General features: G+C 55.6%; 25 protein-coding genes, 1 tRNA gene and 1 pseudogene. 18 read left to right on the top strand and 9 right to left on the bottom strand.

The annotated features are described in order from the left end of the window. Nucleotides 1-131: 131 nt before the first annotated feature. Nucleotides 132-2,222 carry a RelA/SpoT family protein gene (locus ACN0VD_RS14905; protein ID WP_417595734.1) on the top strand — a complete coding sequence of 697 codons (2,091 nt, stop codon included), beginning with the start codon at nt 132-134 and terminating at the stop codon, nt 2,220-2,222. A 32-nt stretch (nt 2,223-2,254) separates the two neighbouring features. Here ACN0VD_RS14905 and ACN0VD_RS14900 read toward each other — a convergent pair whose 3' ends face one another. Both ACN0VD_RS14900 and rpsU read right to left on the bottom strand, forming a co-directional pair. After that, nucleotides 2,255-2,830 (bottom strand): FKBP-type peptidyl-prolyl cis-trans isomerase, encoded by a 576-nt coding sequence (locus ACN0VD_RS14900; RefSeq protein ID WP_417595645.1) that lies wholly within the window; start codon nt 2,828-2,830, stop codon nt 2,255-2,257. Between the two features lie 35 nt (nt 2,831-2,865). Next, nucleotides 2,866-3,072, bottom strand: coding sequence for a 30S ribosomal protein S21 (rpsU, locus tag ACN0VD_RS14895; RefSeq protein WP_067197663.1), 207 nt, complete (start codon nt 3,070-3,072; stop codon nt 2,866-2,868). A 257-nt stretch (nt 3,073-3,329) separates the two neighbouring features. On the opposite strand from rpsU, the gene ACN0VD_RS14890 reads away from it, so the two are divergent. Both ACN0VD_RS14890 and ACN0VD_RS14885 read left to right on the top strand, forming a co-directional pair. Continuing rightward, nucleotides 3,330-4,094, top strand: coding sequence for a class II aldolase/adducin family protein (locus ACN0VD_RS14890; protein WP_417595643.1), 765 nt, complete (start codon nt 3,330-3,332; stop codon nt 4,092-4,094). 100 nt (nt 4,095-4,194) lie between these two features. Continuing rightward, nucleotides 4,195-4,734, top strand: coding sequence for a (2Fe-2S)-binding protein (locus tag ACN0VD_RS14885; protein ID WP_417595641.1), 540 nt, complete (start codon nt 4,195-4,197; stop codon nt 4,732-4,734). Nucleotides 4,735-4,896: 162 nt separating this feature from the next. On the opposite strand, the gene ACN0VD_RS14880 is transcribed toward ACN0VD_RS14885, so the two are convergent. Continuing rightward, entirely contained in the window at nt 4,897-7,059 is a 2,163-nt protein-coding gene (locus ACN0VD_RS14880; RefSeq protein ID WP_417595639.1) for a TonB-dependent receptor, read from the bottom strand. A 155-nt stretch (nt 7,060-7,214) separates the two neighbouring features. On the opposite strand from ACN0VD_RS14880, the gene arsC reads away from it, so the two are divergent. Next, complete coding sequence (gene arsC / locus ACN0VD_RS14875; RefSeq protein WP_417595637.1) at nt 7,215-7,565, top strand: arsenate reductase (glutaredoxin); 351 nt, start codon at nt 7,215-7,217, stop codon at nt 7,563-7,565. Nucleotides 7,566-7,611: 46 nt separating this feature from the next. After that, complete coding sequence (locus tag ACN0VD_RS14870) at nt 7,612-8,343, top strand: ParA family protein (RefSeq protein WP_417595635.1); 732 nt, start codon at nt 7,612-7,614, stop codon at nt 8,341-8,343. Nucleotides 8,344-8,358: 15 nt separating this feature from the next. Here ACN0VD_RS14870 and ACN0VD_RS14865 read toward each other — a convergent pair whose 3' ends face one another. After that, nucleotides 8,359-10,728 (bottom strand): putative bifunctional diguanylate cyclase/phosphodiesterase, encoded by a 2,370-nt coding sequence (locus ACN0VD_RS14865; protein WP_417595633.1) that lies wholly within the window; start codon nt 10,726-10,728, stop codon nt 8,359-8,361. Between the two features lie 89 nt (nt 10,729-10,817). Next, nucleotides 10,818-12,548, bottom strand: a complete 1,731-nt coding sequence (locus ACN0VD_RS14860; protein ID WP_417595631.1) for a fatty acyl-AMP ligase — start codon at nt 12,546-12,548, stop codon at nt 10,818-10,820. Nucleotides 12,549-12,771: 223 nt separating this feature from the next. Between ACN0VD_RS14860 and ACN0VD_RS14855 the strand changes: the two genes are divergently transcribed. From ACN0VD_RS14855 to ACN0VD_RS14835, 5 genes and pseudogenes are all read left to right on the top strand, one after another. Next, entirely contained in the window at nt 12,772-13,272 is a 501-nt protein-coding gene (locus ACN0VD_RS14855; RefSeq protein ID WP_417595629.1) for a regulatory protein RecX, read from the top strand. Between the two features lie 129 nt (nt 13,273-13,401). After that, nucleotides 13,402-14,025 (top strand): cold-shock protein, encoded by a 624-nt coding sequence (locus ACN0VD_RS14850; RefSeq protein WP_417595628.1) that lies wholly within the window; start codon nt 13,402-13,404, stop codon nt 14,023-14,025. A 17-nt stretch (nt 14,026-14,042) separates the two neighbouring features. After that, nucleotides 14,043-14,549, top strand: a complete 507-nt coding sequence (locus ACN0VD_RS14845; protein ID WP_417595626.1) for a DUF192 domain-containing protein — start codon at nt 14,043-14,045, stop codon at nt 14,547-14,549. 78 nt (nt 14,550-14,627) lie between these two features. Beyond that, a complete protein-coding gene (locus ACN0VD_RS14840; RefSeq protein WP_417595624.1) occupies nt 14,628-15,035 on the top strand; it encodes an NADH:ubiquinone oxidoreductase subunit NDUFA12 in 408 nt (135 codons plus the stop codon). After that, nucleotides 15,032-15,472 (top strand): annotated as a pseudogene (locus ACN0VD_RS14835) (DUF2155 domain-containing protein); the annotation flags it as partial. The gene ACN0VD_RS14840 and the pseudogene ACN0VD_RS14835, both read left to right, overlap by 4 nt. Nucleotides 15,473-15,507: 35 nt before the next feature. On the opposite strand, the gene aat reads toward ACN0VD_RS14835, so the two are convergent. Both aat and ACN0VD_RS14825 read right to left on the bottom strand, forming a co-directional pair. Continuing rightward, nucleotides 15,508-16,380, bottom strand: a complete 873-nt coding sequence (aat, locus tag ACN0VD_RS14830) for a leucyl/phenylalanyl-tRNA--protein transferase (protein WP_417595622.1) — start codon at nt 16,378-16,380, stop codon at nt 15,508-15,510. A gap of 57 nt (nt 16,381-16,437) precedes the next feature. Continuing rightward, on the bottom strand, nt 16,438-17,343 hold the full coding sequence (locus ACN0VD_RS14825; protein WP_417595620.1) for a hydrogen peroxide-inducible genes activator: 906 nt from the start codon (nt 17,341-17,343) through the stop codon (nt 16,438-16,440). 127 nt (nt 17,344-17,470) lie between these two features. Between ACN0VD_RS14825 and ACN0VD_RS14820 the strand changes: the two genes are divergently transcribed. From ACN0VD_RS14820 to ACN0VD_RS14810, 3 genes are all read left to right on the top strand, one after another. Further along, entirely contained in the window at nt 17,471-17,650 is a 180-nt protein-coding gene (locus ACN0VD_RS14820; protein WP_417595618.1) for a hypothetical protein, read from the top strand. A gap of 202 nt (nt 17,651-17,852) precedes the next feature. After that, nucleotides 17,853-18,248, top strand: coding sequence for a YbaN family protein (locus ACN0VD_RS14815; protein WP_417595616.1), 396 nt, complete (start codon nt 17,853-17,855; stop codon nt 18,246-18,248). A gap of 51 nt (nt 18,249-18,299) precedes the next feature. Continuing rightward, nucleotides 18,300-19,520 (top strand): aromatic ring-hydroxylating oxygenase subunit alpha, encoded by a 1,221-nt coding sequence (locus tag ACN0VD_RS14810; protein WP_417595614.1) that lies wholly within the window; start codon nt 18,300-18,302, stop codon nt 19,518-19,520. A 279-nt stretch (nt 19,521-19,799) separates the two neighbouring features. Here the strand turns inward: ACN0VD_RS14810 and ACN0VD_RS14805 are convergent, their stop codons facing one another. Continuing rightward, nucleotides 19,800-20,168: a PilZ domain-containing protein gene (locus tag ACN0VD_RS14805; protein WP_417595612.1), complete on the bottom strand. Its 369-nt coding sequence runs from the start codon at nt 20,166-20,168 to the stop codon at nt 19,800-19,802. Nucleotides 20,169-20,408: 240 nt separating this feature from the next. Between ACN0VD_RS14805 and ACN0VD_RS14800 the strand changes: the two genes are divergently transcribed. After that, a tRNA-Trp gene (locus tag ACN0VD_RS14800) sits at nt 20,409-20,484 on the top strand. A 28-nt stretch (nt 20,485-20,512) separates the two neighbouring features. Next, nucleotides 20,513-20,902, top strand: coding sequence for a VOC family protein (locus ACN0VD_RS14795; protein WP_417595610.1), 390 nt, complete (start codon nt 20,513-20,515; stop codon nt 20,900-20,902). A 3-nt stretch (nt 20,903-20,905) separates the two neighbouring features. On the opposite strand, the gene ACN0VD_RS14790 is transcribed toward ACN0VD_RS14795, so the two are convergent. Beyond that, nucleotides 20,906-21,514, bottom strand: coding sequence for a TetR/AcrR family transcriptional regulator (locus tag ACN0VD_RS14790; RefSeq protein ID WP_417595608.1), 609 nt, complete (start codon nt 21,512-21,514; stop codon nt 20,906-20,908). A gap of 110 nt (nt 21,515-21,624) precedes the next feature. On the opposite strand from ACN0VD_RS14790, the gene ACN0VD_RS14785 reads away from it, so the two are divergent. The 3 genes from ACN0VD_RS14785 to ACN0VD_RS14775 are packed head-to-tail and all read left to right on the top strand — an operon-like array spanning nt 21,625 to nt 23,792. Next, nucleotides 21,625-22,506 carry a phytanoyl-CoA dioxygenase family protein gene (locus tag ACN0VD_RS14785; RefSeq protein ID WP_417595606.1) on the top strand — a complete coding sequence of 294 codons (882 nt, stop codon included), beginning with the start codon at nt 21,625-21,627 and terminating at the stop codon, nt 22,504-22,506. Nucleotides 22,507-22,530: 24 nt separating this feature from the next. Further along, nucleotides 22,531-23,223 carry a DsbA family protein gene (locus ACN0VD_RS14780; protein WP_417595604.1) on the top strand — a complete coding sequence of 231 codons (693 nt, stop codon included), beginning with the start codon at nt 22,531-22,533 and terminating at the stop codon, nt 23,221-23,223. Then, the gene (locus ACN0VD_RS14775) at nt 23,217-23,792 is read left to right on the top strand and encodes a hypothetical protein (RefSeq protein ID WP_417595602.1); all 576 of its coding nucleotides are present in this window, start codon (nt 23,217-23,219) and stop codon (nt 23,790-23,792) included. The genes ACN0VD_RS14780 and ACN0VD_RS14775 overlap by 7 nt, the downstream gene beginning before the upstream one ends. Nucleotides 23,793-23,913: the final 121 nt, after the last annotated feature.

Here is a 23,913-nt window from a genome sequence, read left to right as displayed (position 1 = left end):
GCCAGTGTACTGGTACCCGCCGGTCAGGCATAGCGTCGAAGCCATTGCTCCGTTCCGTTCCCCGGACAGAAGAGCAGGCTTCGGCGCTCTTTTTTGTTGCCCCAGCCCCGAAAGCGCACCATCTTGATATCATGCTCAGGCAATATGAACTGGTGGAACGGGTACGATCCTACGATCCCGATGCAGATGAAGATCTGATCAACCGCGCCTATGTTTTCTCGGTACAGCGGCACGGCAGTCAGAAACGCGCCAGCGGCGACCCCTATTTCAGTCACCCGATAGAAGTCGCCGGTCTGATGACCGATCTTAAACTGGACCAGCAGACGATTGTTACCGCCCTGCTCCACGACACCGTGGAAGATACGCTCACCACAAAGGAAGAAATTGCCAAATTATTCGGTGAGGAAATCGCCCGTCTGGTTGACGGTGTAACCAAGCTCTCCAAAATCGAAGCCCAGACCGATAATGAAAGAGCCGCCGAGAATCTACGAAAATTCCTGCTCGCCATGTCCGATGACATCCGCGTCCTGCTGGTCAAGCTTGCCGACCGTTTGCACAATATGCGGACGCTGCATTTCATCAAGAGTCCGGAAAAGCGGCTTCGGATCGCGCATGAAACCATGGATATTTATGCGCCCCTGGCGGAACGGATCGGCATGTATGAATATATGCGCGAGATGCAATTGCTGGCCTTCAGCCACATGGAACCCGAGGCTTATGAAACCATCACCAAACGGTTGCAGGCGATCAAAGAAGGGGATGAGGGTCAGGTCGAAAAAATCGCTAAATCGATCCAGAAGGCTCTCGAAAATGGCGGACTGATGGCGGAAGTCAGTGGCCGGGAGAAACATCCCTATTCGATCTGGCGCAAGATGCAGGAGCGGCATGTCAGTTTTGAACAGCTAACCGATATCATGGCCTTCAGGGTGGTCACCGACAATGGCGCCGAATGCTATCGTGCGCTCGGCATTCTGCACGAAAAATGGAAAATGGTCCCCGGCAGGTTCAAGGACTATATCTCGACACCCAAGCGCAACGGTTACCAGTCGATCCACACGACGCTGATGCACGGCAATAATATGCGGGTGGAAATCCAGATTCGTTCCCGGCGTATGCACGAGGACAATGAATATGGGCTCGCCGCGCATTGGGCCTATAAGCAAGGCGATCGGCCCGACGGCCAGGCTGGCTGGATACGCGATCTGATTGAGATTCTCGACCAGGCGGAAGACGCCGAGGAATTGCTCGAGCACGCCCGGCTGGCAATGTATCAGGACCGGATTTTTGCTTTCACGCCAAAAGGCACGCTACTGCAACTGCCGAAAGGCGCAACAACGGTCGACTTCGCCTATGCCGTACATACCGATCTTGGCAATCAAGCGGTCGGCGCCAAGGTCAACGGTCGGCACGTGCCATTGCGCACCCAGTTGCAGAACGGTGATGTCGTCGAAATCCTGAAGTCGGAGGGACAGGAACCGCAGCCGGGCTGGTTGTCGTTTGTCATAACCGGAAAGGCGCGCTCAGCGATCCGTCGCAACGTCCGGTTCAAGAAACGTGACGAAATGATTGCGATCGGCACCGAGCTTTACGAAGAAATTATCGAACGATTGCCTGGCAAGATCGGCCCCCGTGCTGTCAAGGCGGCACTGAAACGGCTGGAAATGGAGGACACGGACGACCTGATGATGGCCATCGGCACGCGCCAGCTCAGTGACCGCGAAGTGATGGAAGCAATCGTGCCCGGCAGCGTCAACGACAATGATGACGAGCGGCAGTGGCCGGAACAGGATCGCGCGATCTCAATCAAGGGCCTCACGCCGGGTGTTGCCTTCAACCTTGCCGAATGTTGCCACCCTGTCCCCGGAGACAGGATTGTCGGATTGCGCCGCAGCGGGGAAAATGTCGAAGTCCATACGATTGATTGTCAAAGCCTGGCCGACGGTGTCGATGCGGACTGGGTCGACCTCAGCTGGGACAATGAAAGTGACGGCGCGGCGGCGCGGCTATGCGTCGTCGTGCACAATAAGCCAGGGACGCTTGCTGAAATGGCGGGAATTTTCGCTTTTCACAATGCCAATATCCTGAACCTGCGCCTGTCGCACCGCGACGGCCCGTTTCATACATTTGATGTCGATCTGGAAGTGCACAATGTCCATCATCTGATGCGGATATTGTCGGCGCTACGCGCATCGGAAGCAGTCGCGCAAGCCGAACGCTCCTGATGTAGCGATCGACCAATTTTACGTACGGAGACTTATTGTGCTGGCGGCGGTCCGCCAGGAACGCCCTGTGCCTGCATCTGCTGCCGCAACTCTTCCATTTGCTCGGCAGAGATAAAGTCAAGCAGAGTCACGTCGAAGATAAGCAAGCTGTTTGCCGGAAGCATGTCGCTCGGTGATGATTCGCCATAGGCGAGCTCGGACGGGATCCATATCCGATATTCTCCGCCTTTTTGCATCAATTGCAACGCTTCAGAGAAACCGGGTACAACGCCGCCAACTGGCATCGGTGCCTGTTCGTTGGCATCAAACACCGTGCCGTCGCGCAATTTGCCTTCATATTTGACCAGCGCCGTGTCGGTGGCTGTCGGTGACGGCCCTTCGCCAGGCTTGAGGACTTTATATTGCAGGCCGGATGCGGTGGTCTCGACTCCATCCTTGTCGCCATTGGCGGCAAGGAACTGTTCGTTGGTAGCGCCATCTACAACGGCACTTTGTGTGCCGGAATAGGCCAGCCCGAAGGCGACGGCCACGATCAGCGCCACACCCAACCAGATTTTGGTCAGGGAGCCTTTTTTAATGGGATGAATCGGAACCGTCGTGACAGACATGAGCAGGCTACCTTGTAGTTGTGGTGCCGAAGCGCTTAAATCAGACCGTCGCGTTCCATCCGCTTGCGGTCCATCTTGCGAGCGCGGCGCACAGCAGCAGCCTTTTCGCGAGCGCGCTTCTCGGATGGCTTTTCATAATGCCGACGAAGCTTCATTTCGCGATAAACGCCTTCACGCTGCAATTTTTTCTTGAGCGCCCGAAGGGCCTGATCAACATTATTATCGCGAACCATGATTTGCATAAGACTGAGTAACTCCGTTCAAAACTGTAACAAAGCCGGAAAAATCAGGTCCGGCTGCATATTCAAAAAGCCATAAATAAGGGTTTGCAGCAGAATCACTCTGCTTCAATCTCGGGCCGCTTACCAATTTCTCTTTTGCGAGGCAAGCTTTTCCACGCCTTATTGCGCGAATGACTAGCGCTGTGCATTCGTATTTTCGGCGTTGTGCTATAAGATGTGGGTATAAGAACAAATCAGACGATTCGAGGAGAGATAAAGTGGCCACCGCAATCAATATCCAGTCCAGTTGCAGCGAAGAAGAGTGGAAAGCCCGCCAGCGGCTGGCCGCCTGCTACCGGATTTTTGCCTATCTCGGCTGGGACGAAATGATTTTCAACCATATCACGCTCAAAGTGCCCGGCGAGGATGATGCCTTTCTCATCAACCCCTATGGCCTTCATTTCAGCGAGGTGACGGCATCGACCTTGGTCAAGATCGACATCGACGGCAATACGCTGGATGGCTCGGCCTATCCGGTCAACAAGGCCGGCTTTACCCAGCACAGCCTGTTTCACCGCGAACTGCCCGACGTCCATGCGATCATCCACACCCACACCACTGCAACGATGGCGGTATCCTCGGTCGAAGGCGGCCTGCAGCCGATCAATTTCTACGCCGCCGCAATCGTCCCGCGCCTCGCCTATCACAAGTTCGAAGGTATCACGGTACATGAGGACGAAGGCCCGCGCTTTCTTGCCAGCCTTGGCCAGAAACGGATGATGATGCTGGAGAATCACGGACCGGTGGTCATGGGCCGGACGTTGGAAGAGGCATTCCTCAACCACTGGGTGTTGCAGCGCGCCTGCGAAATCCAGATGCAGACCTTGTCGATGGGCAAGCCGGTGATGATCGGCGAAGAGGTGATCCGGAAACATCTTGAGAATCTCTCCCAGGCCTCGATTGATCCGATGAAACAAGGTGTTCCGGAATTCGACGCGATGGTGCGGCTGGTGGATCGCGAAGATACAAGCTGGCGCGAGTAAAAGACTGCTTTCGTCATGCTGAACTTGTTTCAGCGTCTCTTATTGCATAAGCCACTCGCAGGAGATCCTGAAACAAGTTCAGGATGACGAGCAAGACGCTATGACCAAATTCACCGTCAATGACCGCCCGGTGCAGTACCGGATGGACCCGGATACCCCCCTACTCTGGGCGCTGCGCGATGCGTCCAACCTGACCGGCACCAAATATGGCTGCGGCACCGGCGATTGTGGTGCCTGTATGGTCGAGGTCGACGGCGAGGCGATCCGCTCCTGTCTCGTCACCATCGGCGAGATGGAAGGCCGTTTTGTCACTACAATTGAGGCGCTGTCGCGCGATCGCAGCCATCCGGTACAACAGGCATGGGCGGCGGAGAACGTTCCGCAATGCGGTTTCTGCCAGTCCGGCATGATCATGGCGGCGGCGGTATTGCTGAAGAAAAATTCCAACCCGTCAAAAGCCGCGATTGACGAGGCAATCACCAATATCTGCCGTTGCGGAACCTATCCGCGCATCCGCGAGGCGATCCAGCGCGCCGGACGCGTCGCGCGCGGGGAAGCGGTGCTCAGCGCTGCGCCGCCTCCGGGAATCGATCCCGAAGATGCGGCCAAGGCGGTCCCGGCGCTAACGCCCGGGAAGTGAGTTGTTCACCCGCGAAGGCGGGTGTCCATCCAGGACCCTCAAAACACGCACCCGCGGGAATTTTGAAGCATTTTCCGAGCGTAAAGAACTGAACCACTTCACAATTGCGCGCTGGCTACGCTTTCCGGGATGGGCCCCGGCCTGCGCCAGGGCACAGGTCTGCTAGAACCCAAATTTCACGGTCAGCCGCGCGTTGAGCGGTTCACCGGTTGAAATATTGTCATTATTATGGACCGACGGATAATAGGTCTCGTCGAACAGATTTTCCACGTTGAGCTGGACCTGCACCTTCTCGCTTACGTCGTAGTAAAGAGCAGCGTCGACCCGAGTGAAAGCCGGTATGCGGACGCTATTGTCGTTGGTCGCGAACTGGCTCGATTGATGGGTCACACCGATACCGGCCGCAAATTGCGTGGTGAAATCATATTTGGTCCACAGCGAGATCATATGTTCCGGCACCTGGAAAAGGCGCAGTTCCTGACCGGCAACGGTAGTCGCATTGCGTTGCTGGCCATCGAGATAGCTATAGCCTGCATTGATTTGCAACCGCTCGGTCAGCTTGCCGACCAGCTGGAACTCGACGCCTTCGGTCCGCGACCCGGACAAGGTGCTATTGCCCTGATTGTCGAGCAGGATAGACTGGTCGTCCCGGTCCAGACGGAACAGCGCTGCGGTCAGACTAAGCCCCGATGTCAGGTCATATTTTACACCGATTTCGTAATTCTCGAATGTTTCCGGTGCGAGATTGGCAGTGCTCGGGGTGAGCGTCAAAAACTGGTCACCCGAACGTGGCAGAAAGCTTTTGGCATAGCTCGCATAAATGGAGATGTTTTCCTGCGGCTTGTAGATCGCGCCGAATCGCGGCGAGAATTTCTCGTCCGTCCGGCTGAGCAGCAAGCTGTTCTGGATATCATTTACATCAAGATCGAAACGATCGAAACGCACGCCGCCGATTATATCGAAATGGTCACCGATACTGATCTGGTTCTGTACGTAAAGCGACAGGAATTTAAGATCGGAAACGGTGCTGCGGCTGAATGCCGGAAAGGTGAATGCCGGAACCACGATGGGGTCGGTCAGCGGAACCACTATCTGGTCATCGCTGCTGGCGGCAAAGAATATATCACGGCGGGCATTGGCCGATTTTTGCTGGCCGATTTCATAACCGAGCAACAGGCTGTGGCCCAAAGAGCCAGTATCGCCCGTCCACAACAAGTTACCCTGGGTGATAAAATTCTCGCGGTCAGTCGTATCGACATAGCCGTCGAGGGTGACCGAATTGGCAACCGGCGTCAGCCGGATGTCGTTGCTTACCGCATCGACCGGATAGACGTTGCGGTAGAGCTTGTCATAATCGCCATATTGGGTGGTCGAACTGAAGCTCAGTTCATCACTGAAATCATGCTCCACACGCAACTTGACGATATGGGCCTGCAGCGTCGTGCGGTTGGTTCCGGGCTGGCCGAACAATGTATCGCGATATCCGGCAAGCGGTCCGCAAGGGTCGGCAAACGAGCAGGCTTCCCCAGCAGCGCGCAGCTCCGCCGGATTGCCGCGGTCTACCGCACGGTCATCATCAACATATTCATAGGACAGCAAAATCCGGTTCTTGTCGTCCAGTTCAGCACCGAATGTCGGGTTGATTGCGAAACGGCGGCCATCGTAAAAATCGCGATGGTTGTTGAATTCTTCATAAAGGCCATTGAGCCGGAAGGCAGCAGAATCGCCGACGGGCAGGTTCAGGTCACCGGCAAAATAAAATGCGCTAAAGCTGTCGACACTGGCGGTCGCTTCGCCGAACTGACGATCGGAGATCGGTGATTTCGTCACCCTGTTGATGATACCGCCACCGCCGCCCCGGCCAAAGATCATCGCATTGGGGCCTTTGTGAATTTCAACCCGCTCGATATTATAGAGCGGCCGGAAATATTGGACATCATCGCGGATACCATCGACGAAGAAATCGGCGGTGGTATTCTGCCCCCTGATGGTGATCTGGTCGCGATTGCCTTCGCCCTGCCCGATCGATGCGCCGGGCGTGTAGCGAAGAATATCCCCAATATCCTGCAGTGCCTGGTCATCCAGCTGTTCGCGGGTCAGAACTGATACTGTCTGAGGAGTGTCTATGAGCGGCACGTCGGTTTTCAAACCAGCGCTGCTGATCGCGACATAGCCCTGCTTTTCACCAGTTACGATAATTTCCTGATCATCAGAAAAGCCTTCCTCCCACATCTCCTGACCAGATGCGTGCGCCGGACTTGCCGCGACCGCGGTCAGGCTGACAGACGTTAAAAGGCGTAACAAACGGCATGAATCAATATTCACAGGACCCCCTTATATGAGAACCATTCTCAATGGCCCACCCGCTAATGAGATTAGTTCTCATATGCAACAAAGAATCGGTGAATTTTTGACATTTTCTTTGAAACAACTGTCGAACTTGTGTTTATGAAGCGGCTTTGACCCAATGGGAGAGAAACATGAAAGCGACGATCTGGCACAATCCGAAATGCGGGACATCCCGCAAGACATTGGCGATATTGGAAGAGACACCCGGCGTTGATCTGACCGTGGTCGAATATTTGAAAAACCCGCCGACCCGTGCCAAGCTGGAACAGCTTTACAGCGATGCTGGCATGACCCCGCAGGAAGGCTTACGGGTACGAGGTTCGCCTGCTGAGGAGCTAGGGCTGACGAAGGACGATGCCACAGCCGACGAGATTCTGGATGCCATGGCGCGTGAACCGATCCTGATCAACCGGCCGCTGGTTGAAACCGAAAAAGGGGTCAGGCTGTGTCGTCCGCAGGAGGTCGTTCAGGAGATTCTCTGAAACGGCATGCTTTCTGCGGATGTGAATAAACAAACCGGGAAAGATGATGTCAGTAGTCGCAATATACAGCATGAAAGGCGGAGTCGGCAAAAGCTGTACGGCGGTGAATCTGGCATGGAATAGCGCGGTCGGCAGCGCGCGGCGGACTTTGCTCTGGGACCTTGATCCGCAAGGTGCCGCTTCCTTCATTCTGAAGGGGGACAGTAAGGAGAAAGACCGCGCGCACGCGATGATCGCCGGCAATGTTAAACCGGGCAAGCTGATCAAGCATACGGAAATAGAGAATCTCGATCTTCTCGCCGCAGACGTTTCGCTGCGCAGTCTCGACCGGCTGTTTTTCCAGATCAGCAAAAAGCGGCATCTTGGAAAATTACTCAAGGAAATGGGTAAGAATTATGACCGGATCATCCTCGATTGCCCGCCCGGTTTGACTGAGACCAGCGAGCAAGTCCTGCGCAATGCCGGCATCGTAATTGTTCCAACCATCCCCTCGCCGCTTTCGGAACGCGCGCTTCGTGACGTTCAGACATTCCTCAACAGTGCCGGAAAAAAACACGCCCCGTTGCTGCCGGTCTACACGATGGTCGATCGGCGGCGATCAATCCACAATCAGGGTCTGGCCGCCAAACCGAAATGGCCTGTCATCCCGATGTCGAGCGCGGTCGAACATATGACCAAATTGCGAAAACCGGTCGGTAGCTTCGCACCACGCAGTCCCGCCGCGCAGGCCTATGCCAGAATATGGCGCGGGATTGAAAAACGTTTGGCAAAAAAATAGGCGCGTGTGGAGGGCCTATGCAGATTTTCTGCTATATTCCAGCTGCTCGTTATCAAATGTGTCGAACAATATCCTTGCATCATCAGCAACCATCGGCCGGCCATAATAATAGCCCTGGATTTTGGTGCAGCCCAATTTCCTGATCATCTGCACTTCTTCCTCTGTCTCCGCACCCTCCGCGGTTGTAGACATGCCAAGGCTGTCCGCCATCGCCACGACCGCACGAATGATCGCCAGACTTTCAGGCGCCTTTTTGGCGGCCCCCTGAACAAAGCTCCGGTCAACCTTGATCGTTGTGAAGCGCGTTTTGCGCAAATAGCCAAGCGAGGAATAGCCGGTCCCGAAATCGTCAAGTGACAGGTTTATCCCCAGCGCAATGATCTGGTCCAGCATTTCTGCGGCACCGGTACCCTCGCGCATGAAAATACTCTCGGTTACTTCAATCTCCAGACGATGCGGCGGCAGCCCACTGTCCTCAAGCGCTGATACGACGGTCGAAAGGAAATTCTTTTCGGTCAGCTGGTCGGCCGAAACATTAACCGCAACCTTTACGGTCGAGGGCCAGCTCATCGCTTCGTGGCATGCGGTGCGCAAAACCCATTCGCCAATCGGCACGATCAGACGGGCATCTTCTGCCAACGGCACGAATTTCGCCGGCGATACGATACCAAATTGGGGACTCGTCCAGCGCAGAAGCGCCTCGAAACCGACAACCGCGCCCAGATCTGCGCTGACCACCGGTTGGTAGTTTAGCGACAGTTCGCCATTGTCCAGCGCTTTGCGCAGGGCAATTTCCATGACCCGTCGCTCTTCGGCCTGAACATGCAATTTGGGCTCATATTGATTATAGGCGCCGCCGCCCTCATCCTTGGAACGATAGAGCGCAAGATCTGCGCTACGCATCAGCATTTCGACGGTGCGCCCATCTCGTGGACCGATTGCCGTCCCGACGCTGGCGCCGATGTAGAGGGTGTGCTGGTCTATTTCATATGTCTGAGACAGTCTGTCGATGATCTTCCGGGCCAGAGTTTCCACATATTCCATGTTGCTCGCGTCTTTTATCACGATCGCGAATTCATCACCGCCGAGACGACAGCAAAGCTCGTTATCGGTCATCATCGATCGCAAACGATCGGACACGCGCACCAGCAAACGATCACCGACCGGATGCCCCAGCGTATCATTGACCGCCTTGAAGCGATCAAGGTCGATCATCATAAAGCCACAGCGGCCACTCCATTTTTCCGCCGCGTCCAGTGCTTTGCCGAGAGCCTCGGTCAATTGCAGGCGGTTCGGCAGACGGGTCAACGTGTCAAATCTGGCCATATGCGAGATTTTGTCTGCGGATTCGCGTTGCTGGGTTATATCCGATCCGACGCCGCGAAATCCGTGAAACGTGCCGTTATCATCGAGTTTTGGCGAAGCAGACAATTCCCACCAGCGGTTCTCACCATTGATCTGGACCGGAACCAGCATGTTGCTGAAGCTGTCCCGACACTTCAGCTTGTCCGCCAGTTCGTGCAAAGCGTTTGAAAACTTTCCGCTTTCCCAGGATTCTCCAGCGACCATCTGCAGGAAGGGCTTGCCTTCGATCGCCTCCGCAGGCTGACCAATGGCATGCGCGAATCGCGGTGAGACATGGGTTATCCGCCGTGACGTATCCGTCTGCCAGAGCCAGTCGGCACCGGTATCCTCAAATTCCTTGAGCAAAAGGCTGACCACTTCACTTTTCTCATTGAGATTGGCTTGCGAGACCTTTCGCTCAATGAAAGACCGTCCGGTCATCAAGCAGGCAGAGATTAACAGAACCCCGACGGCCCCGGATGCAAACGCCAACTCGGGACTGCCATTGTAGAGCCAGCCCAGGGTCATGAATATGCTGGCTGCGGAAATGAACAAGATGCTGCACAACGGGATCGCCGAGAACATAATGGCTGATCCCACCATCAGACAGATGATTGTAGCCCAAAGCGGAACGATGGTGATGAAGTCGGTGCTGAATGCGAAAAGCAAAAATCCGATACCCCAGATCGAGCCCCCGGCAAGGGAAAGCAGATGGACCATTCTCGTCTCACCGCGATCCACGGATTTCCGCTGCCAGGTCGACTGCTTGCGGAACAGTATATAGGAATAGATATATAAAGCGCACAATGCCGTCAGCCAGAGACCGAGATAGACACCGTTGACCAGACCGATACCCCATTGCACGGTCAGCAGACCGCACACGATCGCCGAAAAAACTTTCAGGAAGCTATGCTGGTGCATGCCGTTGAATTGCAATGCACGAATTCGGCCCCACTCGGCTCCCTGGGGATCCGTGAGGCCAAGTAAAACGCGCAGCGGGATGTCTCGCGGCAGACCGGATTGAGATTTAATATTTTGCACATTTTGTCGTTACGCCGAAAACCTTAGCGAAACGTAAGGATGAAACCAAAATTTTCCTGCAATTCCGGATTGATGGAAACCAGTCCGGCTCAGGCGGCAACCGCATAAGGCTGAATATCACCGGACAAGTATAAATTCCTGGCCTTAGCGCGACTCAATTTGCCGGAACTGGTACGTGGCAAAGTCCGCGGCGGCACCAATTCGATCACACAATTCATTCCGGTGATCGCCCTAACCTTCTCCTTGATCTCGTTCCGCAGCCGCAAACGCTCGATTTCATCCGACGTCCGGCACTGTACAAGCACCGCAGGCGTCTCTTCTCCGCCTGGCGTGGTGATCGCAAAGGCGGCGATGTCACCCGCCTTGAATCCGGGCAATTGTTCAACCGCCCATTCGATATCCTGTGGCCAGTGGTTTTTGCCATTGATGATGATCATGTCTTTGGCGCGGCCGACAATATAGAGATAGCCATTCGACAGATAGCCCATGTCCCCGGTATCGAGCCAGCCGTCCACCAGACAGGCATCGGTTGCCTCCTGATCGCGATAATAGCACTCCATCACCGCAGGACTTTTCATCCAGACCTTGCCGACGGTTTTCTCCGGTAATATCGCACCATTTTCTTCGCGGATCTCGAGCAGGGTATCCCGCACTGGCTTGCCGCAGTTGACGATCGCCCGGAAGCGTTTCGGCCGGCGACCATCACTCTGTTTCTCGCCGGAAAGCTCGGTTTCTTCCACCAGCTCCACTTCCATCCCTTCGCCCGATGGCATCAATGTTACGGCAAGTGTCGCTTCGGCGAGACCATAGCTCGGCAAAAAGGCCTTTGCATCAAATCCCGCCGGCGCGAATGCGTCTGTGAAGCGTTGCATCACGTCTGGCCGGATCATATCCGCCCCATTGCCCGCAAGCCGCCAGCGCGACAGATCAAATCGATCCGTCACATTGGACTGACTACCAATGCGCCGGGCGCAAATTTCATAACCGAACGTCGGCGAGAAACTGCATGATGTACCGGGGTTGCGGGTTATCAGATCCATCCACGACAGCGGCCGCCGCGCAAAATCGGCAGTTTTGAGATAGTCGGTGGAAACCTGATTTGCGACCATCGACAGGAAACAGCCAACCAGGCCCATGTCGTGATAGAAAGGCAGCCAGGAAATGCAGCGATCGGTGTCGTTGATCAGCATGCCATGCGCATGCGAGCCAAGATTGTGCAGCAATGCCTTGTGCGAGACCGCAACGCCGTGCGGAAACCGGGTCGAACCGCTGGAATATTGCAAATAGGCAATATCGCCGCTGCTGGCTGTGGGCAATGCGATATCCGGCGCTTCCCGTTCGGCAAAGCCGTCCCAGCCGAAAGCCGGAATGTCGCGTGACTGGCCAGCAGCCTCCGCCAATTCCGCAATCTCGTCCGGAAACAGCAAAAGCGCTGGAGCACAGCTGTCCAGCTGCACGCCAATCTGTTCAACATAGCTTTCCTTCCCGCCAAAAGATGTCGGCAAGGGCAGCGGCACCGGCAATGCACCAGCATAGACCGCACCAAAAAACAGCGCACAAAACTGGGGCTCTGTATCGGCAATCAGCGCCACCCGGTCGCCCGGCTTGATTCCGAATGCGATCAGCCGCTTTGCGAACGCCAACGCATCTTCACGCAGTTCGCTGAACGGATAGACTCGAACAAGCGCAGCACGGGCATCGTGAAAATTGAAACCCTTTTGTCCTTGCGCCGCATAATCCAGCGCATCTCCCAGCGTATCAAAATCCGAGAAACGCCGGGGAAGCCCATCCTGGGTCGGGGTTGCTGTCAATTCGGTCATCAAATATCCATTTCCGGAAGGTCCAGCCTTCCTAAAAACCAATCTTCTTCATTCGTTACGGGAATTCGGCCTATTTTTCGAATTCCCTTCAGACTCTTGTGACTATGTCATTGATAACCTCTGGCGTTTAAATTTCGACCCGACTGTGGCACAAAAAGGGCAAACGTCAAACCGAAAGGCCAAGCCGTTGAAAAACAGCGTTAAAACGTTAAATGGGGAGAGCTTGAAACGGCTCGCTATCCGCTATGTCGAACGATATGCGACGAGCCGGAAAAAGCTGGCGGTATATTTGCATCGGAAAATTGCCGAAAGGGAGTGGCAGGATACCGATCCGCCCGCAGTCGAGGAGCTGGTCGAGCGCATGGCCTCGCTCGGCTATATTGATGACGCCTTATACGCGCAAAACAAGGCCTCATCCCTCAACCGGCGTGGCTATGGCACCCGCCGTGTCGCCCATGCATTATACCAGGCAGGTATTGGCGAAGCTGACGCGCGCGAAGCCTTTCAGATCAGTGAATCGAACAGCTGGATCGCGGCCGACAAATTTGCCCGCAAGCGGCGGATCGGTCCCTATGCCGAAACCGAGCAGGAAGCCGATATATGCCGCAAGCAATTGCAGGCTTTCCTGCGGGCCGGCCACGATTTCGACGTAGCGTCACGTTTTGTCTTTGCCAAACCAGGCGAAGAGATAATAGCGGAAGAACAGCACTGGCAAAACGAATGAAGCGGCGGCACCAAGGTCAGGAATCGTCACTTCCCAATTATTATGATACAATTGCGGCAATAAAAGCGGGACACCGAGTCGGAAAATTGTAGACTCTTGATTTAGCTTAGTTTTGTTCGGAGACGCATCGTGGCAATCTTATTTGCGGAACAAGCCCCTACGAACGGGCATATAACGCAAGCCAGCGAAGACGATCATGCGCCCGTTGATGTGGAACCGATGCGCACCAAAGGCCATGTAAAATGGTTCGACAGCCATCGCGGTTTCGGTTTCGTCGTCCCTGATACTGACGATTCAGAGAACAATGGCTCAATATCACAATCGGATATACTGATTCACTGGAGTCTGCTCGAAAAGCTGGGCACACGGGAATTGCCAGAGATGGCGATTGTCACATGCGAATATGTTCGCGCGCCCAAAGGATTGCAGGCAACCAAAATTCTGGAGATAGACCTTTCCCCTTGCGGGGAAGCGACCGAACGAGCGACAGTATCACGGGGACATCAGCCGCTCCACATTGTCGATGATGACTCGTCCCCGTTCGCCAATGCAGAGGTAAAATGGTTCAATCGCGCCAAAGGCTACGGTTTTCTCGTCAGCAACGAATTCCCCGGTGATATTTTTCTGCACATGGAAACGCTCCGTGATGCGGGAATTGCAGAAGTGCTGCCAGGCCAACAATTGCTGGCTCGTATAAATGACGGTGACCGCGGCCATATGGCCGTACAAGTCTGCCTGCCATCCTCAATCTGAAGAAGAAATCCATCTCAATGAACAATATACCAAAAGCGATTGCGCTTTCCCTGTTGCTGCTTTCTGTTTCCAGCCTGCCGGGTTGCTATACCAGGACCAGCGAACCCACTGCGAATAATCAGCAAGACATATTGCCGCTATCCGAAGCGGGTCTGAAACAGGTTCCGCTAAGCGTTCGAACATCGAATGCCACACATGATTTTATTGTGGAAGTGGCAGAAAATGCCGCTCAGCAAGCGCGAGGCCTAATGTTCCGAACCCAGCTGGCGGCTGATAAAGGCATGATTTTTCCGTTCCCGGAAGATCGCCTCGCCAGTTTCTGGATGAAGAATACTGTCATTCCGCTCGATATTATTTTCGTTCGCCGGGACGGCACAATCGAATCGATTGCGGCCAACACGATACCCTATTCGCTGGCATCGGTTGAATCGAACGAGCCGGTGGCCGCCGTGCTCGAAATTGCTGCCGGACGGGCCGCTGAGCTTGGCATCGAGCCAGGCGACAGCGTGATCTGGGCCAGATGATCTGCGCATTGGCAAACATCCTTCACATCTGACATTTTTTCATTGCGGAGCGCATAGCTGCGGGGCTAAGCGGACGTCATGAGCATATTGGCAAAAATATTCACTTGGTGGGACGGCGCAACTATCGGCACGGCCCTGTTCAGCGCCCGTAATGGCAAACGCGTCGGCGAAGATATATTTGGCAACATCTATTATCAGTCAAAGAAGGCTGGATCGGGCCATCCCGCGGAACGGCGTTGGGTCATATATAATGGTGCCAATGATGCCAGCCGCGTGCCGCCCGAATGGCATGGCTGGCTCCATCACAGCTATGATGAAATTCCCGAAAGTTATTTGCCACCAGCCCGCATTTGGGAAAAAGAACCCAGCGGGAACCTGACCGGCACGGCACTGGCCTATCGTCCATCGGGTGCCCTGGAAAACGGCGGTCATCGTGCGCCGGCTACCGGAGATTATGAATCCTGGAATCCTGCCGAAGCGGAATGACAGGTATGGACCGCCACTCCATATTATTCCCGATTGTGGCAACGATCCTGCTCACCGGCTGCAGCTGGTTCAGCAGTGATAATGTCGAAGAAAATGCAACTGGCCAAGCGGCCGAAAAAGCCGAGGCGGCAGCGGCGAGCGATAATGATCTGGTCGCACCGGTGACCGATCAGATCGGGACACCGATGGCGGAGCGCGTTGCCACGCTCGGCTTCCTCAACAAGCGCAACGGCCTTACCCGGGATATCGAGCTGCGGCCCGGTCAATCCATCCGTATCGGACGCGCGATCGTGCGTTTGCGTGCATGCGAGAAAACGGCACCTTGGGAACTCACCCCGGAACAGGGGGCCTTTGTCCAGCTTCTGGTCAACGAACGGCCCTCCAATCGATCGGGTGAAGATCAATGGAAACGGGTTTTCTCCGGCTGGCTGTTTCGCGAATCACCGTCGCTGAATGTTGTCGAGCATCCGATTTACGATGTCTGGGTCAAGAGCTGCGCAATGAGCTTCCCGGGTGAAGAGGAGACGCCCGGAGATTCGGTCGATCCTACGGCACCGCGAGCATCTTCATCCAATCTTGCCAACAGCACATCGAGCGCGCCGAATGAAACGGTGCCAGAAGTTGCAGCACCAGTCGCTCCGTCGGTTCGCCCCGAACCGGCCACTCCCGCCGCCCGGCCTGCTCCTGCGACGAACAATGGACCGGAAGATTTGATCGGCGACCTGATCACTGAAACCGAAGACGGCGCATAGGCTCGCACTTTTTTCAACCGCTCGACATAATCTTTCTGGCTGATTTCAATCGCCCCCAATGATGCCAGATGGTCTGTCATGAACTGGCAATCGAGCAGGCAGAAACCTCCGGCTTTGAGACGTGCTACCAGCCAGGCCAATGCCACTTTTGACGCATCGCGGCTCCGGGAAAACATGCTTTCCCCACAAAACGCCCCACCAATTGCCAGGCCATATAGACCACCGGCGAGCCGCTCTTGACCGCTCACCTCGTCCATCTGCCAGCATTCCACGCTATGCGCATGACCCCGTTGGTGCAGATTATTGAACGCGTCCTCGATTTCTCCATTGATCCAGGTTTCCCTTCGATCTGATGCTTGTTCGGCACAAATTGCAATCACGTCGGCAAAGGCGGTATCGACGGTGACCCGGAAACGGTCGGCCCTGATAGTTTTGCGAAGCGAGCGGGACATCCGGAAATTATCGAGCGGAAGAATAGCGCGGGCCTTCGGTTCCACCCAGAAGGTATCCGGGTCATCGCGTGCGTCTGCCATGGGGAATATACCCGATGCATAGGCCTTTAACAGAAGGTCAAGATCAATGGTCATGAACATTAGATAGCCCGATGAGGGCCGTTCGCACAGGTGGAAATCGCAACAGATTGCCAATCGTCAGGTGGACATCAGCACTCGGGCTTCATCAGCAATTTTTTCCGCGATTGCCGCATATTCGCTGGCAAAGCCCGCGTTGGTGCGCCAGGCCGCGCCAATGCTCCGGGTTGCCGACCAGCCTTCAACATCGAGAAGGGCAACATCGCCACCACGCGAAAGCTCGGAACGCACATAAAGCGCTGGCAAGATCGCCAGCCCCAGCCCCGAGGCAACCATTTGACGGACACTATCCAGACTGGTGCCCTCATAATCGTGCAACAGATTCATGTCATGCTGCTGACACTGGTGCACGACGTCGCGATGCAGATGATGGCGGCGATCCAGACTGAGCACCGGCAGGCCCGCAAGATCCGAAAGCGTCAGATTTTCGCGTGACGCGAGCGGGTGATCAGGCGGAGCAAGCAGAATCAGCGGCTCCCGGAACAGCGGTTCGATTTGCAGATTATCACCTTCGATCGGCAACGGCCCCAAAAGCATATCGATAGAACCTTTGGTCAGTTCCATAGCCTGCAAATCGGGGATTCCCTCGCGCATGTAGAAGCGCAAGTCGGGACGCGTGCGATGCAGCCCGGCAATCACCGGTGGCATGAGATAGGGACCCAGAGTCGGCGAAACACCGAAGCGCAAAATCCCCGCCAGACTGTCGCTCGCGCGCTCTGCCAGTTGCCGGATATCCTTCACGTCGACCAGCACTTGCCGCACGCGAGTAGCAATTTCCCGGCCGACGGGAGTGAGCTCGGCACCGTGGGTTCGTCGCTCCACCAATGTCACCCCCAATCTCTGTTCGAGGGTTCTCAACTGATGACTCAATGTCGGCTGTGAAGCACTGGCGGCCTGGGCGGCTTTGCCAAAATGGCCATGATCGGCAACGGCCACGAGATATTCGAACTGACGTAAAGTCGGCATAGCGCTGTCACTCCGTCCTATAGAAGCACTCTATCGCTTCTTATGATTTCATTCGATTGGAATTATCACGAGAATTGCCTCACATCAACCATATCGTAGCCAAGCTGCGATCATAAGAGGATATATCGTGGAAGAATATAACAACAGCCCGATTCAAAAACGCGGCAAGCCGGGTGACCGGATCGCGACAGGCCATGACAATGAAGAACAAAGGCGCGCGTTAAAAATGCTGCAGCGCAGCCTCGCCGAACGCATCCGCAAACAGCAATTGGAAACACAAGGTGGTCAGACCGACCGAAACGCCTGAAAGACTTCCCTCACCCCCGACAACTGGGGCGGTAGCGCCCCCCCGCGCTGACCGCCCCGATTTTTTCAGAACGAGGATGATGTTCCGATGGTGAAAAAGGCGCGCGCGCCTCTGCAGGAATTTATCAGGCAGGAAATTTCCTGTACGCCAATGACCAATCGAATCTGTCGGCATTCACAACAAAGCGTGATAGAGGGCAGGGATGAAACGGCAATTCTATCTGCTAGCCGGACTGGCTTCGCTGGCACTGGGCGGCATTGGTATCCTGTTGCCGCTGCTGCCGACGGTGCCCTTCATGATTCTTGCCGCCTTCTGCTTCGCCAATAGTTCACCGCGGCTCGAAGCTTGGCTGGTCGAGCATCGCATCTTTGGCCCACATATCAAGAACTGGCGGAACCGCCGCGCAATCACCCGGCGCGGGAAATGGTCGGCGACGGTCGCTTTCGCGGTCAGCTGTGTGATCGCGCTTCTCTTTGTAAAACCGCCATGGAATCTCATTCCGATCGCGGCTGCGCTGATAAGCGGCAGCTGGATATGGACCCGAAACGAGCCTGATTCGGAAAAATCGCCAGAGCGTGCGCCTGCCCATAAAGAATAGTTTTAGCTGCGCGCGAATCTGATATTCTCGTCCCGACTTTAGGAGAGAAATATGTCGCGACAGCAATTGTTGGAAATGACCCGTTCCCTGATCGAACATGGCAAGGCGGACACAATGGAGTTGGTCGATGAGGTCATCTCGGTACCGGCATCCGACTATACCGATGAAGAGCGGTTTGAACGCGAGAAGAACCTGATCTTTAAACGCTTGCCGCTGATGATGGCGCCATCCTGCGAGCTTCCCGAACCCGGTTGTTACAAGGCGATGGAAATGGCCGGCATTCCGGTACTGATGACCCGCCAGAAGGACGGGACTGCACAGGCTTTCCTGAACAGTTGCACCCATCGCGGCAATCCGGTTGCGCAGGGCTCCGGCAAGGCTACGCGCTTTACCTGCGGCTATCATGGCTGGACCTTCAAGAATGATGGAGACCTGCTCGCCATCGCGTCGCCGAAAGATTTCGGCACGGTCGACAAGGCAGCTTTCTGCCTCCAGAAATTCCCGACGCTGGAGCGAGCCGGGCTAATATGGGCGACGCTCGACCCGGACAGCACGCTCGATATCGAAGCCTATCTCTGCGGCTATGACAGCCTGCTCGAACATTTCGGATTCGATAATTGGCATCTGTTTGATCAGCGGACAATTCCGGGACCGAACTGGAAGACGGCCTATGACGGCTATCTCGATTTCTACCATCTGCCCGTGCTGCACAAGGATACGTTCGGCGCAGATTTCTTCAACCGCGCCAATTATTTTGCATGGGGCCCGCATCAGCGCGTCGCCTCTCCATCGAAATTCGTCCAGAAAACCGGCAGCGACGAGAAGCTGGACCTCACCGAGATGGACGAAAAGGACTGGCCGATCGACGCCTTGTTGCAGGGCGTCTGGACCATCTTTCCGCATATTTCGATCGCAAGCTTCTATGGCGGCGGTGGACGCGGGGCGATGATATCACAACTGTTCCCAGGCAAGACCGTTGACGAAAGCTTCACCACGCAATTTTATGTGATGGAGCATGAACCGACCACTGACGAGGTCCGGCAGGGCGCGCATGACCAATTTGCGTTCCTCGAAACCGTGGTTGCGGAAGAGGATTATAAAACCGGAAAACGCCAGCACGAGGCATTGCAATCCGGCCTCATCGACAAGGTCTGGTTCGGTCGCAACGAAGGGGGCGGACAGGTATTCCATCAATGGGTGGACCGTTTGACCAAAGCCGATGATGCCGAGCTGAACCGGATATTCGCGCGACAATTGCAGGCGGCTGAATAGAGCGGTTCAAGCGCAGTGAGATTATGGGAAGGGGGGCAGGCCGAATCCAGCGCCTGCGCCCACCTTCTCAGTGCCAAACCGAATATCGCCGGATGATCGTTGAAATAGGGAATATGTCCCGTGTCATTGGGACCGGACGCATACTGCCGTCTGGAAATTCCTGATATTCAAGGGGGAGTCAGGGCTTGCTTGGGAAAAGCGGGCCTGTGTCTGATTGGACTGTGGACGCAGCCGAGCAAAGGCGCTCCAAAACGGCGGACAAAATGCCCGGCCAGACCGTCATTTCGCCGGATATTTCGCCACATAATGGTTCAGAACAGCCAGATTGAGCAGGTTTTTGAACGCACAGCCCATGCCTTCATTGCTATGCCGGACGACTTCAGCCTCCAGCGCGCCGAGACCCGGCAGCGTCAACCAGCACAAGGTTCCGGGTTCCGTTGCCAACAAGGCATCACAGGCAAAACCGGCAAGCGACATATCGGTCACTTCCACCGCAAAACTGCTGGAACAGGAAAAGCGCATCCGGGCCGGAATAGAAAGCCGGCAGCGGGGTGCGCACCGATCTTCTTCCGATGCAATCGCATAAGACACATGCTTGTCATCATCATTCGCAATTGCCGAAGGCCTGCGGGTAATTGAGTCGGGCATTTCAGTCTCCTGAAAGGGGGTTCTGCTTCGGTGAATGCCGCCTGGTCCATCTGATGTTTGCGACAGGCTTATTATTGCCCCAGATGAGTTAACCCCGCCTTTCCTGTAGAGGTAAACAGGGGGCCACCTTTCTTTAACCATCGCTGGATTTGCATGACATAATACAATCACGCTTGCCCAAATCATCACGGGACGCTAAGGCGCGAACCGGCTGCTTCACAAGGGTGATGCGGCCAGTGCAGGAGTGTAGCTCAGTTGGTAGAGCATCGGTCTCCAAAACCGAGGGCCCACGGTTCGAGTCCGTGCACTCCTGCCATTTCATCCATCAATATACTGAAGTCTGCATGCCCCAGTTTATTTCCGCCATCAGTCTGATCGTTCCTGACTATGATCAGGGGATCGAATTCTATGTTGGTGTGATGGGTTTCGAACTGATCGAAGACACACCCTTGTCGGAAGACGAGCGCTGGGTGCTGGTCGCTCCGCCAGGCAGCACCGAAACCCGTCTCTTGCTTGCCCGTGCAATCAACGAGGCTCAGGAAGAAATAATCGGGGAACAGGCCGGGGATCGGGTCTTTCTGTTTCTTGAAACCTATGATTTCGACGGTGATTTCGCGATCATGCAACGCGCCGGCATCGATTTTCTCGAGGAACCACATGAGGAAATCTACGGCAAGGTCGTCAAGTGGCGCGATCCGTTCGGCAACAAATGGGACCTCATCGAACGCTATTGAGGCCTAACGCTCGATATCGAGCGCTCCGGCGATCATCCCCCATATCTGATGCGTCAGCTTGGCCGGATCCGGGCGCGGGCGCATGCCCATGGCGTGCATGATCCCGGCGCGTATCGCACCGGTAATGGCTGCTCCGGCGATGGTGGGATCAATATGGGAGCCGATATCACCACGTTTGATGCCGGAGTTGATATTGCGGATTGCCATTTCGATCATTTCTTCATGACGGGCAGATTCCACCGCTGCGACTTGATTGGTCCGGGCCATTTTCCCGAGGATAACCGGAGCCATCGGGTCATTGTAGAGAAATTCAACCACGGCCATTAGCCGGCTTTTCTCGCGCACGCCCCATGTAATATCCGGGTCGATATACTGGTTGGCCACCTGGTTATAGCGATCATAAAATGCATGGATGATCGCGCCCAACATACCGGATTTCGAACCGAAATAATGGTAGGCAAGCCCAACGGAGACGCCAGCCTTATCGGCGACTTGACCCATTTCAAGCGCCCCGTCCCCGTCACGGAGGATCATTTCTGCAGCAGCCAATATTCTGGCGGCGCGCATTATCTTGCGGTCGGAGCGTTCCCTCGTCTTGCTTTGACCGGTCATGGTCCGTCTCCTCTGGCAATCCTTTATCGAAACGACCTATCTCATATTTGAATTGAATTCAATTCAAATATGAGATAGGTCTGCCATATAGGGAATCACGGAGCAGCCCCATGAATGTAGCGAGCAAGATTGAAACACCGGTGGCGGACCTCGACCGCTATTTACAGGGCCGGGATTTTGAAGACGCCTGGAGCCAGTTTCAGGAGGACGGCTATGTCATCTTCCCCGGGGTCCTCACTCCGGATCAGCTTGATGCGCAGCGTGCAGCGCTCCAGCCATGGATCGATGCCGATATCCGCGGTCGCAACAATTTCGAAGGGGCGCAGTCCAACCGCATTTACGGGATGCTCGACAAGGACCCGGTGTTTGCCGACCTGATATCCCATCCACTGCAACTGGCCTTTGCCGAACGGGAGCTGGGCGAAAGCTGCCTGCTCTATGCCTGCCTCGCAATCAACCTGCATCCCGGCGAAACCGTCCAGCCCTGGCATTTTGATGACAGCCATTGTGGACTGGCCAGGCCACGCGACCCGCTCAGCCTGTCGACTTTCTGGTCGATAAGCGACACGACCGAAACAAATGGCGCCACTGAAATCATTCCGGGCAGCCACAAATGGGGGGACGAACAGCCTGCCGGCGCCAACCGCGGTTCCGATTTCAAAACGGGCGTTACGGACAAAAAGACCAGCAGCAGCGATGACCACCCCGACATGATCAAGGCGACCATGCCGGCCGGTTCGCTGATGATCGCCAAGGGGACCCTGTGGCATCGCGGCGGGGGCAACAGTTCCGATGCCCATCGCCTGATCGTAACGCCGCAATATTGCAAGGGATGGTGCCGCCCGCTGGAGCAGCAATTGCTCGCGGTATCGCCTGAAAAAGTTGCACGCCTCCCGAAGCGGGTGCAGGAATTGCTGGGTTACAATATCCATCCGCCGTTCATGGGCTATGTCGACGGCATGCATCCGGGCAGAATTTTGGCACAAATCTGAACTGCGTTCCGAGGGAGACTATTTTTGAAAGCGCTGGAGAGCGACGCGCTGCTGATCGTCTATATCGACATCAAAAGCCCCTATGCCTTTGCCGCCATCCAGCCGACGCTGGCGCTGGAGAATTCTCTCGGCATCCGTTTTGACTGGCGACCGCTAACGCTCGATATCCCCAGCTATCTGGGATCGGCGCGCAAGAGCAAGGGCAAGGTCGTCGAAAGCACCCGCAGCGCCCGCCAGTGGGTGGGGATCAAATATGCCTATCGCGATGCACGCCGCTATGTCGAGCGTCAGGGACATATGCTGAAGGGTACCGAGAAAATCTGGGATTCGTCGATCGCCAATATCGGGATTTTATGGGTGATGCAGAACGACCGCGACCGGCTCGGCGACTATTTGGAAACCATCTATCCGCCTTTCTGGCGGCGGGAGCTGGATATAGAAGACGTGACTGTGGTCACTGCCTGTCTCGAGCAGGCCGGGATAGACGCGACCGGCTTTGCCGCCTTTCAGCAAGGCGAAGGCGGCGTCCAGCATGACTCGCTGCAGGCACAGCTGCACCCGGCCGGCATTTACGGTGTGCCAACCTATGTCTTTGACGGAACCATCCTGTTTGGCCGCGAACATCTGCCCTATGTCCGCTGGCACCTGACCGGACGAAAGGGTCCTGCACCCGATATCGCCTACGAGATGGGCGCGATGGAGGAACAGTCATGCTGACCGTTGCCATCGATTTCAAATCCCCCGCTTCCTGTCTGGCGCTCGAACCGACACTGGACCTGGCGCGAGAAACCGGCGTGCAGATTGACTGGCTTCCATTTTCTATACGCCCTTTCTCGATACCCGAAGAACAGCCGAACGAGACAGTTGGCGAACGTCACCGCCGCGTCCGCGCCCTTTCCCGGCGTGATACCTGGCTCCATTATGCCGCGGTTCAGGGCCGCGACATGCATTTTGCCGAAACACCCGCCGGCAGCGATGCCGCGCTGGCAGCACTGGCCAGCATCGACGGCGATCCCGTCCCGTTCATCCGCGCCGCCTTTGCCGCTTACTGGAGCGAACAGGCAGACCTCGACGATGAAACGGTCGTGGCGGCGCTGCTCTCTTCGGTGCAAAAGCCCGTCCCCGACCCGCAATCGGCAGGAGAAAAACTGCTTTCGATTCGGGTCAGAGCAGAAGAATATGGCATTTTCGAATCACCGTCATACATCATTGCCGACCAGCTGTTCGTTGGCCGGGAGCATCTTCCGTGGATACGCTCCCTGATCGAAGCGGCCAAAGTCGCGTAAAATCCCACTCTTTTCTTGCGAATCCGGGAATCTGCGGTTAAAGGGCTGGTTCTTTCCGAAATCATGCATATATCCGAACACGGTCAAACGACTGACACCCGGAGTTTATGCGGAAACCGGG

It is taken from the genome of Parasphingorhabdus sp. (genome assembly GCF_048267785.1).
GTDB lineage: Bacteria > Pseudomonadota > Alphaproteobacteria > Sphingomonadales > Sphingomonadaceae > Parasphingorhabdus.
Note: the sequence above shows the minus strand (reverse complement) of the source record. Positions and strands in the feature narration are given on the sequence as shown.

Coding starts and splice junctions, on each gene's coding strand:
- ACN0VD_RS14905 (WP_417595734.1), top strand. CDS start 132: ATGCTCAGGCAATATGAACTGGTGGAACGGGTACGATCCTACGATCCC.
- ACN0VD_RS14900 (WP_417595645.1), bottom strand. CDS start 2,830: ATGTCTGTCACGACGGTTCCGATTCATCCCATTAAAAAAGGCTCCCTG.
- rpsU (WP_067197663.1), bottom strand. CDS start 3,072: ATGCAAATCATGGTTCGCGATAATAATGTTGATCAGGCCCTTCGGGCG.
- ACN0VD_RS14885 (WP_417595641.1), top strand. CDS start 4,195: ATGACCAAATTCACCGTCAATGACCGCCCGGTGCAGTACCGGATGGAC.
- arsC (WP_417595637.1), top strand. CDS start 7,215: ATGAAAGCGACGATCTGGCACAATCCGAAATGCGGGACATCCCGCAAG.
- ACN0VD_RS14870 (WP_417595635.1), top strand. CDS start 7,612: ATGTCAGTAGTCGCAATATACAGCATGAAAGGCGGAGTCGGCAAAAGC.
- ACN0VD_RS14860 (WP_417595631.1), bottom strand. CDS start 12,548: ATGACCGAATTGACAGCAACCCCGACCCAGGATGGGCTTCCCCGGCGT.
- ACN0VD_RS14845 (WP_417595626.1), top strand. CDS start 14,043: ATGAACAATATACCAAAAGCGATTGCGCTTTCCCTGTTGCTGCTTTCT.
- ACN0VD_RS14840 (WP_417595624.1), top strand. CDS start 14,628: ATGAGCATATTGGCAAAAATATTCACTTGGTGGGACGGCGCAACTATC.
- aat (WP_417595622.1), bottom strand. CDS start 16,380: ATGTTCATGACCATTGATCTTGACCTTCTGTTAAAGGCCTATGCATCG.
- ACN0VD_RS14825 (WP_417595620.1), bottom strand. CDS start 17,343: ATGCCGACTTTACGTCAGTTCGAATATCTCGTGGCCGTTGCCGATCAT.
- ACN0VD_RS14815 (WP_417595616.1), top strand. CDS start 17,853: ATGAAACGGCAATTCTATCTGCTAGCCGGACTGGCTTCGCTGGCACTG.
- ACN0VD_RS14810 (WP_417595614.1), top strand. CDS start 18,300: ATGTCGCGACAGCAATTGTTGGAAATGACCCGTTCCCTGATCGAACAT.
- ACN0VD_RS14805 (WP_417595612.1), bottom strand. CDS start 20,168: ATGCCCGACTCAATTACCCGCAGGCCTTCGGCAATTGCGAATGATGAT.
- ACN0VD_RS14795 (WP_417595610.1), top strand. CDS start 20,513: ATGCCCCAGTTTATTTCCGCCATCAGTCTGATCGTTCCTGACTATGAT.
- ACN0VD_RS14790 (WP_417595608.1), bottom strand. CDS start 21,514: ATGACCGGTCAAAGCAAGACGAGGGAACGCTCCGACCGCAAGATAATG.
- ACN0VD_RS14785 (WP_417595606.1), top strand. CDS start 21,625: ATGAATGTAGCGAGCAAGATTGAAACACCGGTGGCGGACCTCGACCGC.
- ACN0VD_RS14775 (WP_417595602.1), top strand. CDS start 23,217: ATGCTGACCGTTGCCATCGATTTCAAATCCCCCGCTTCCTGTCTGGCG.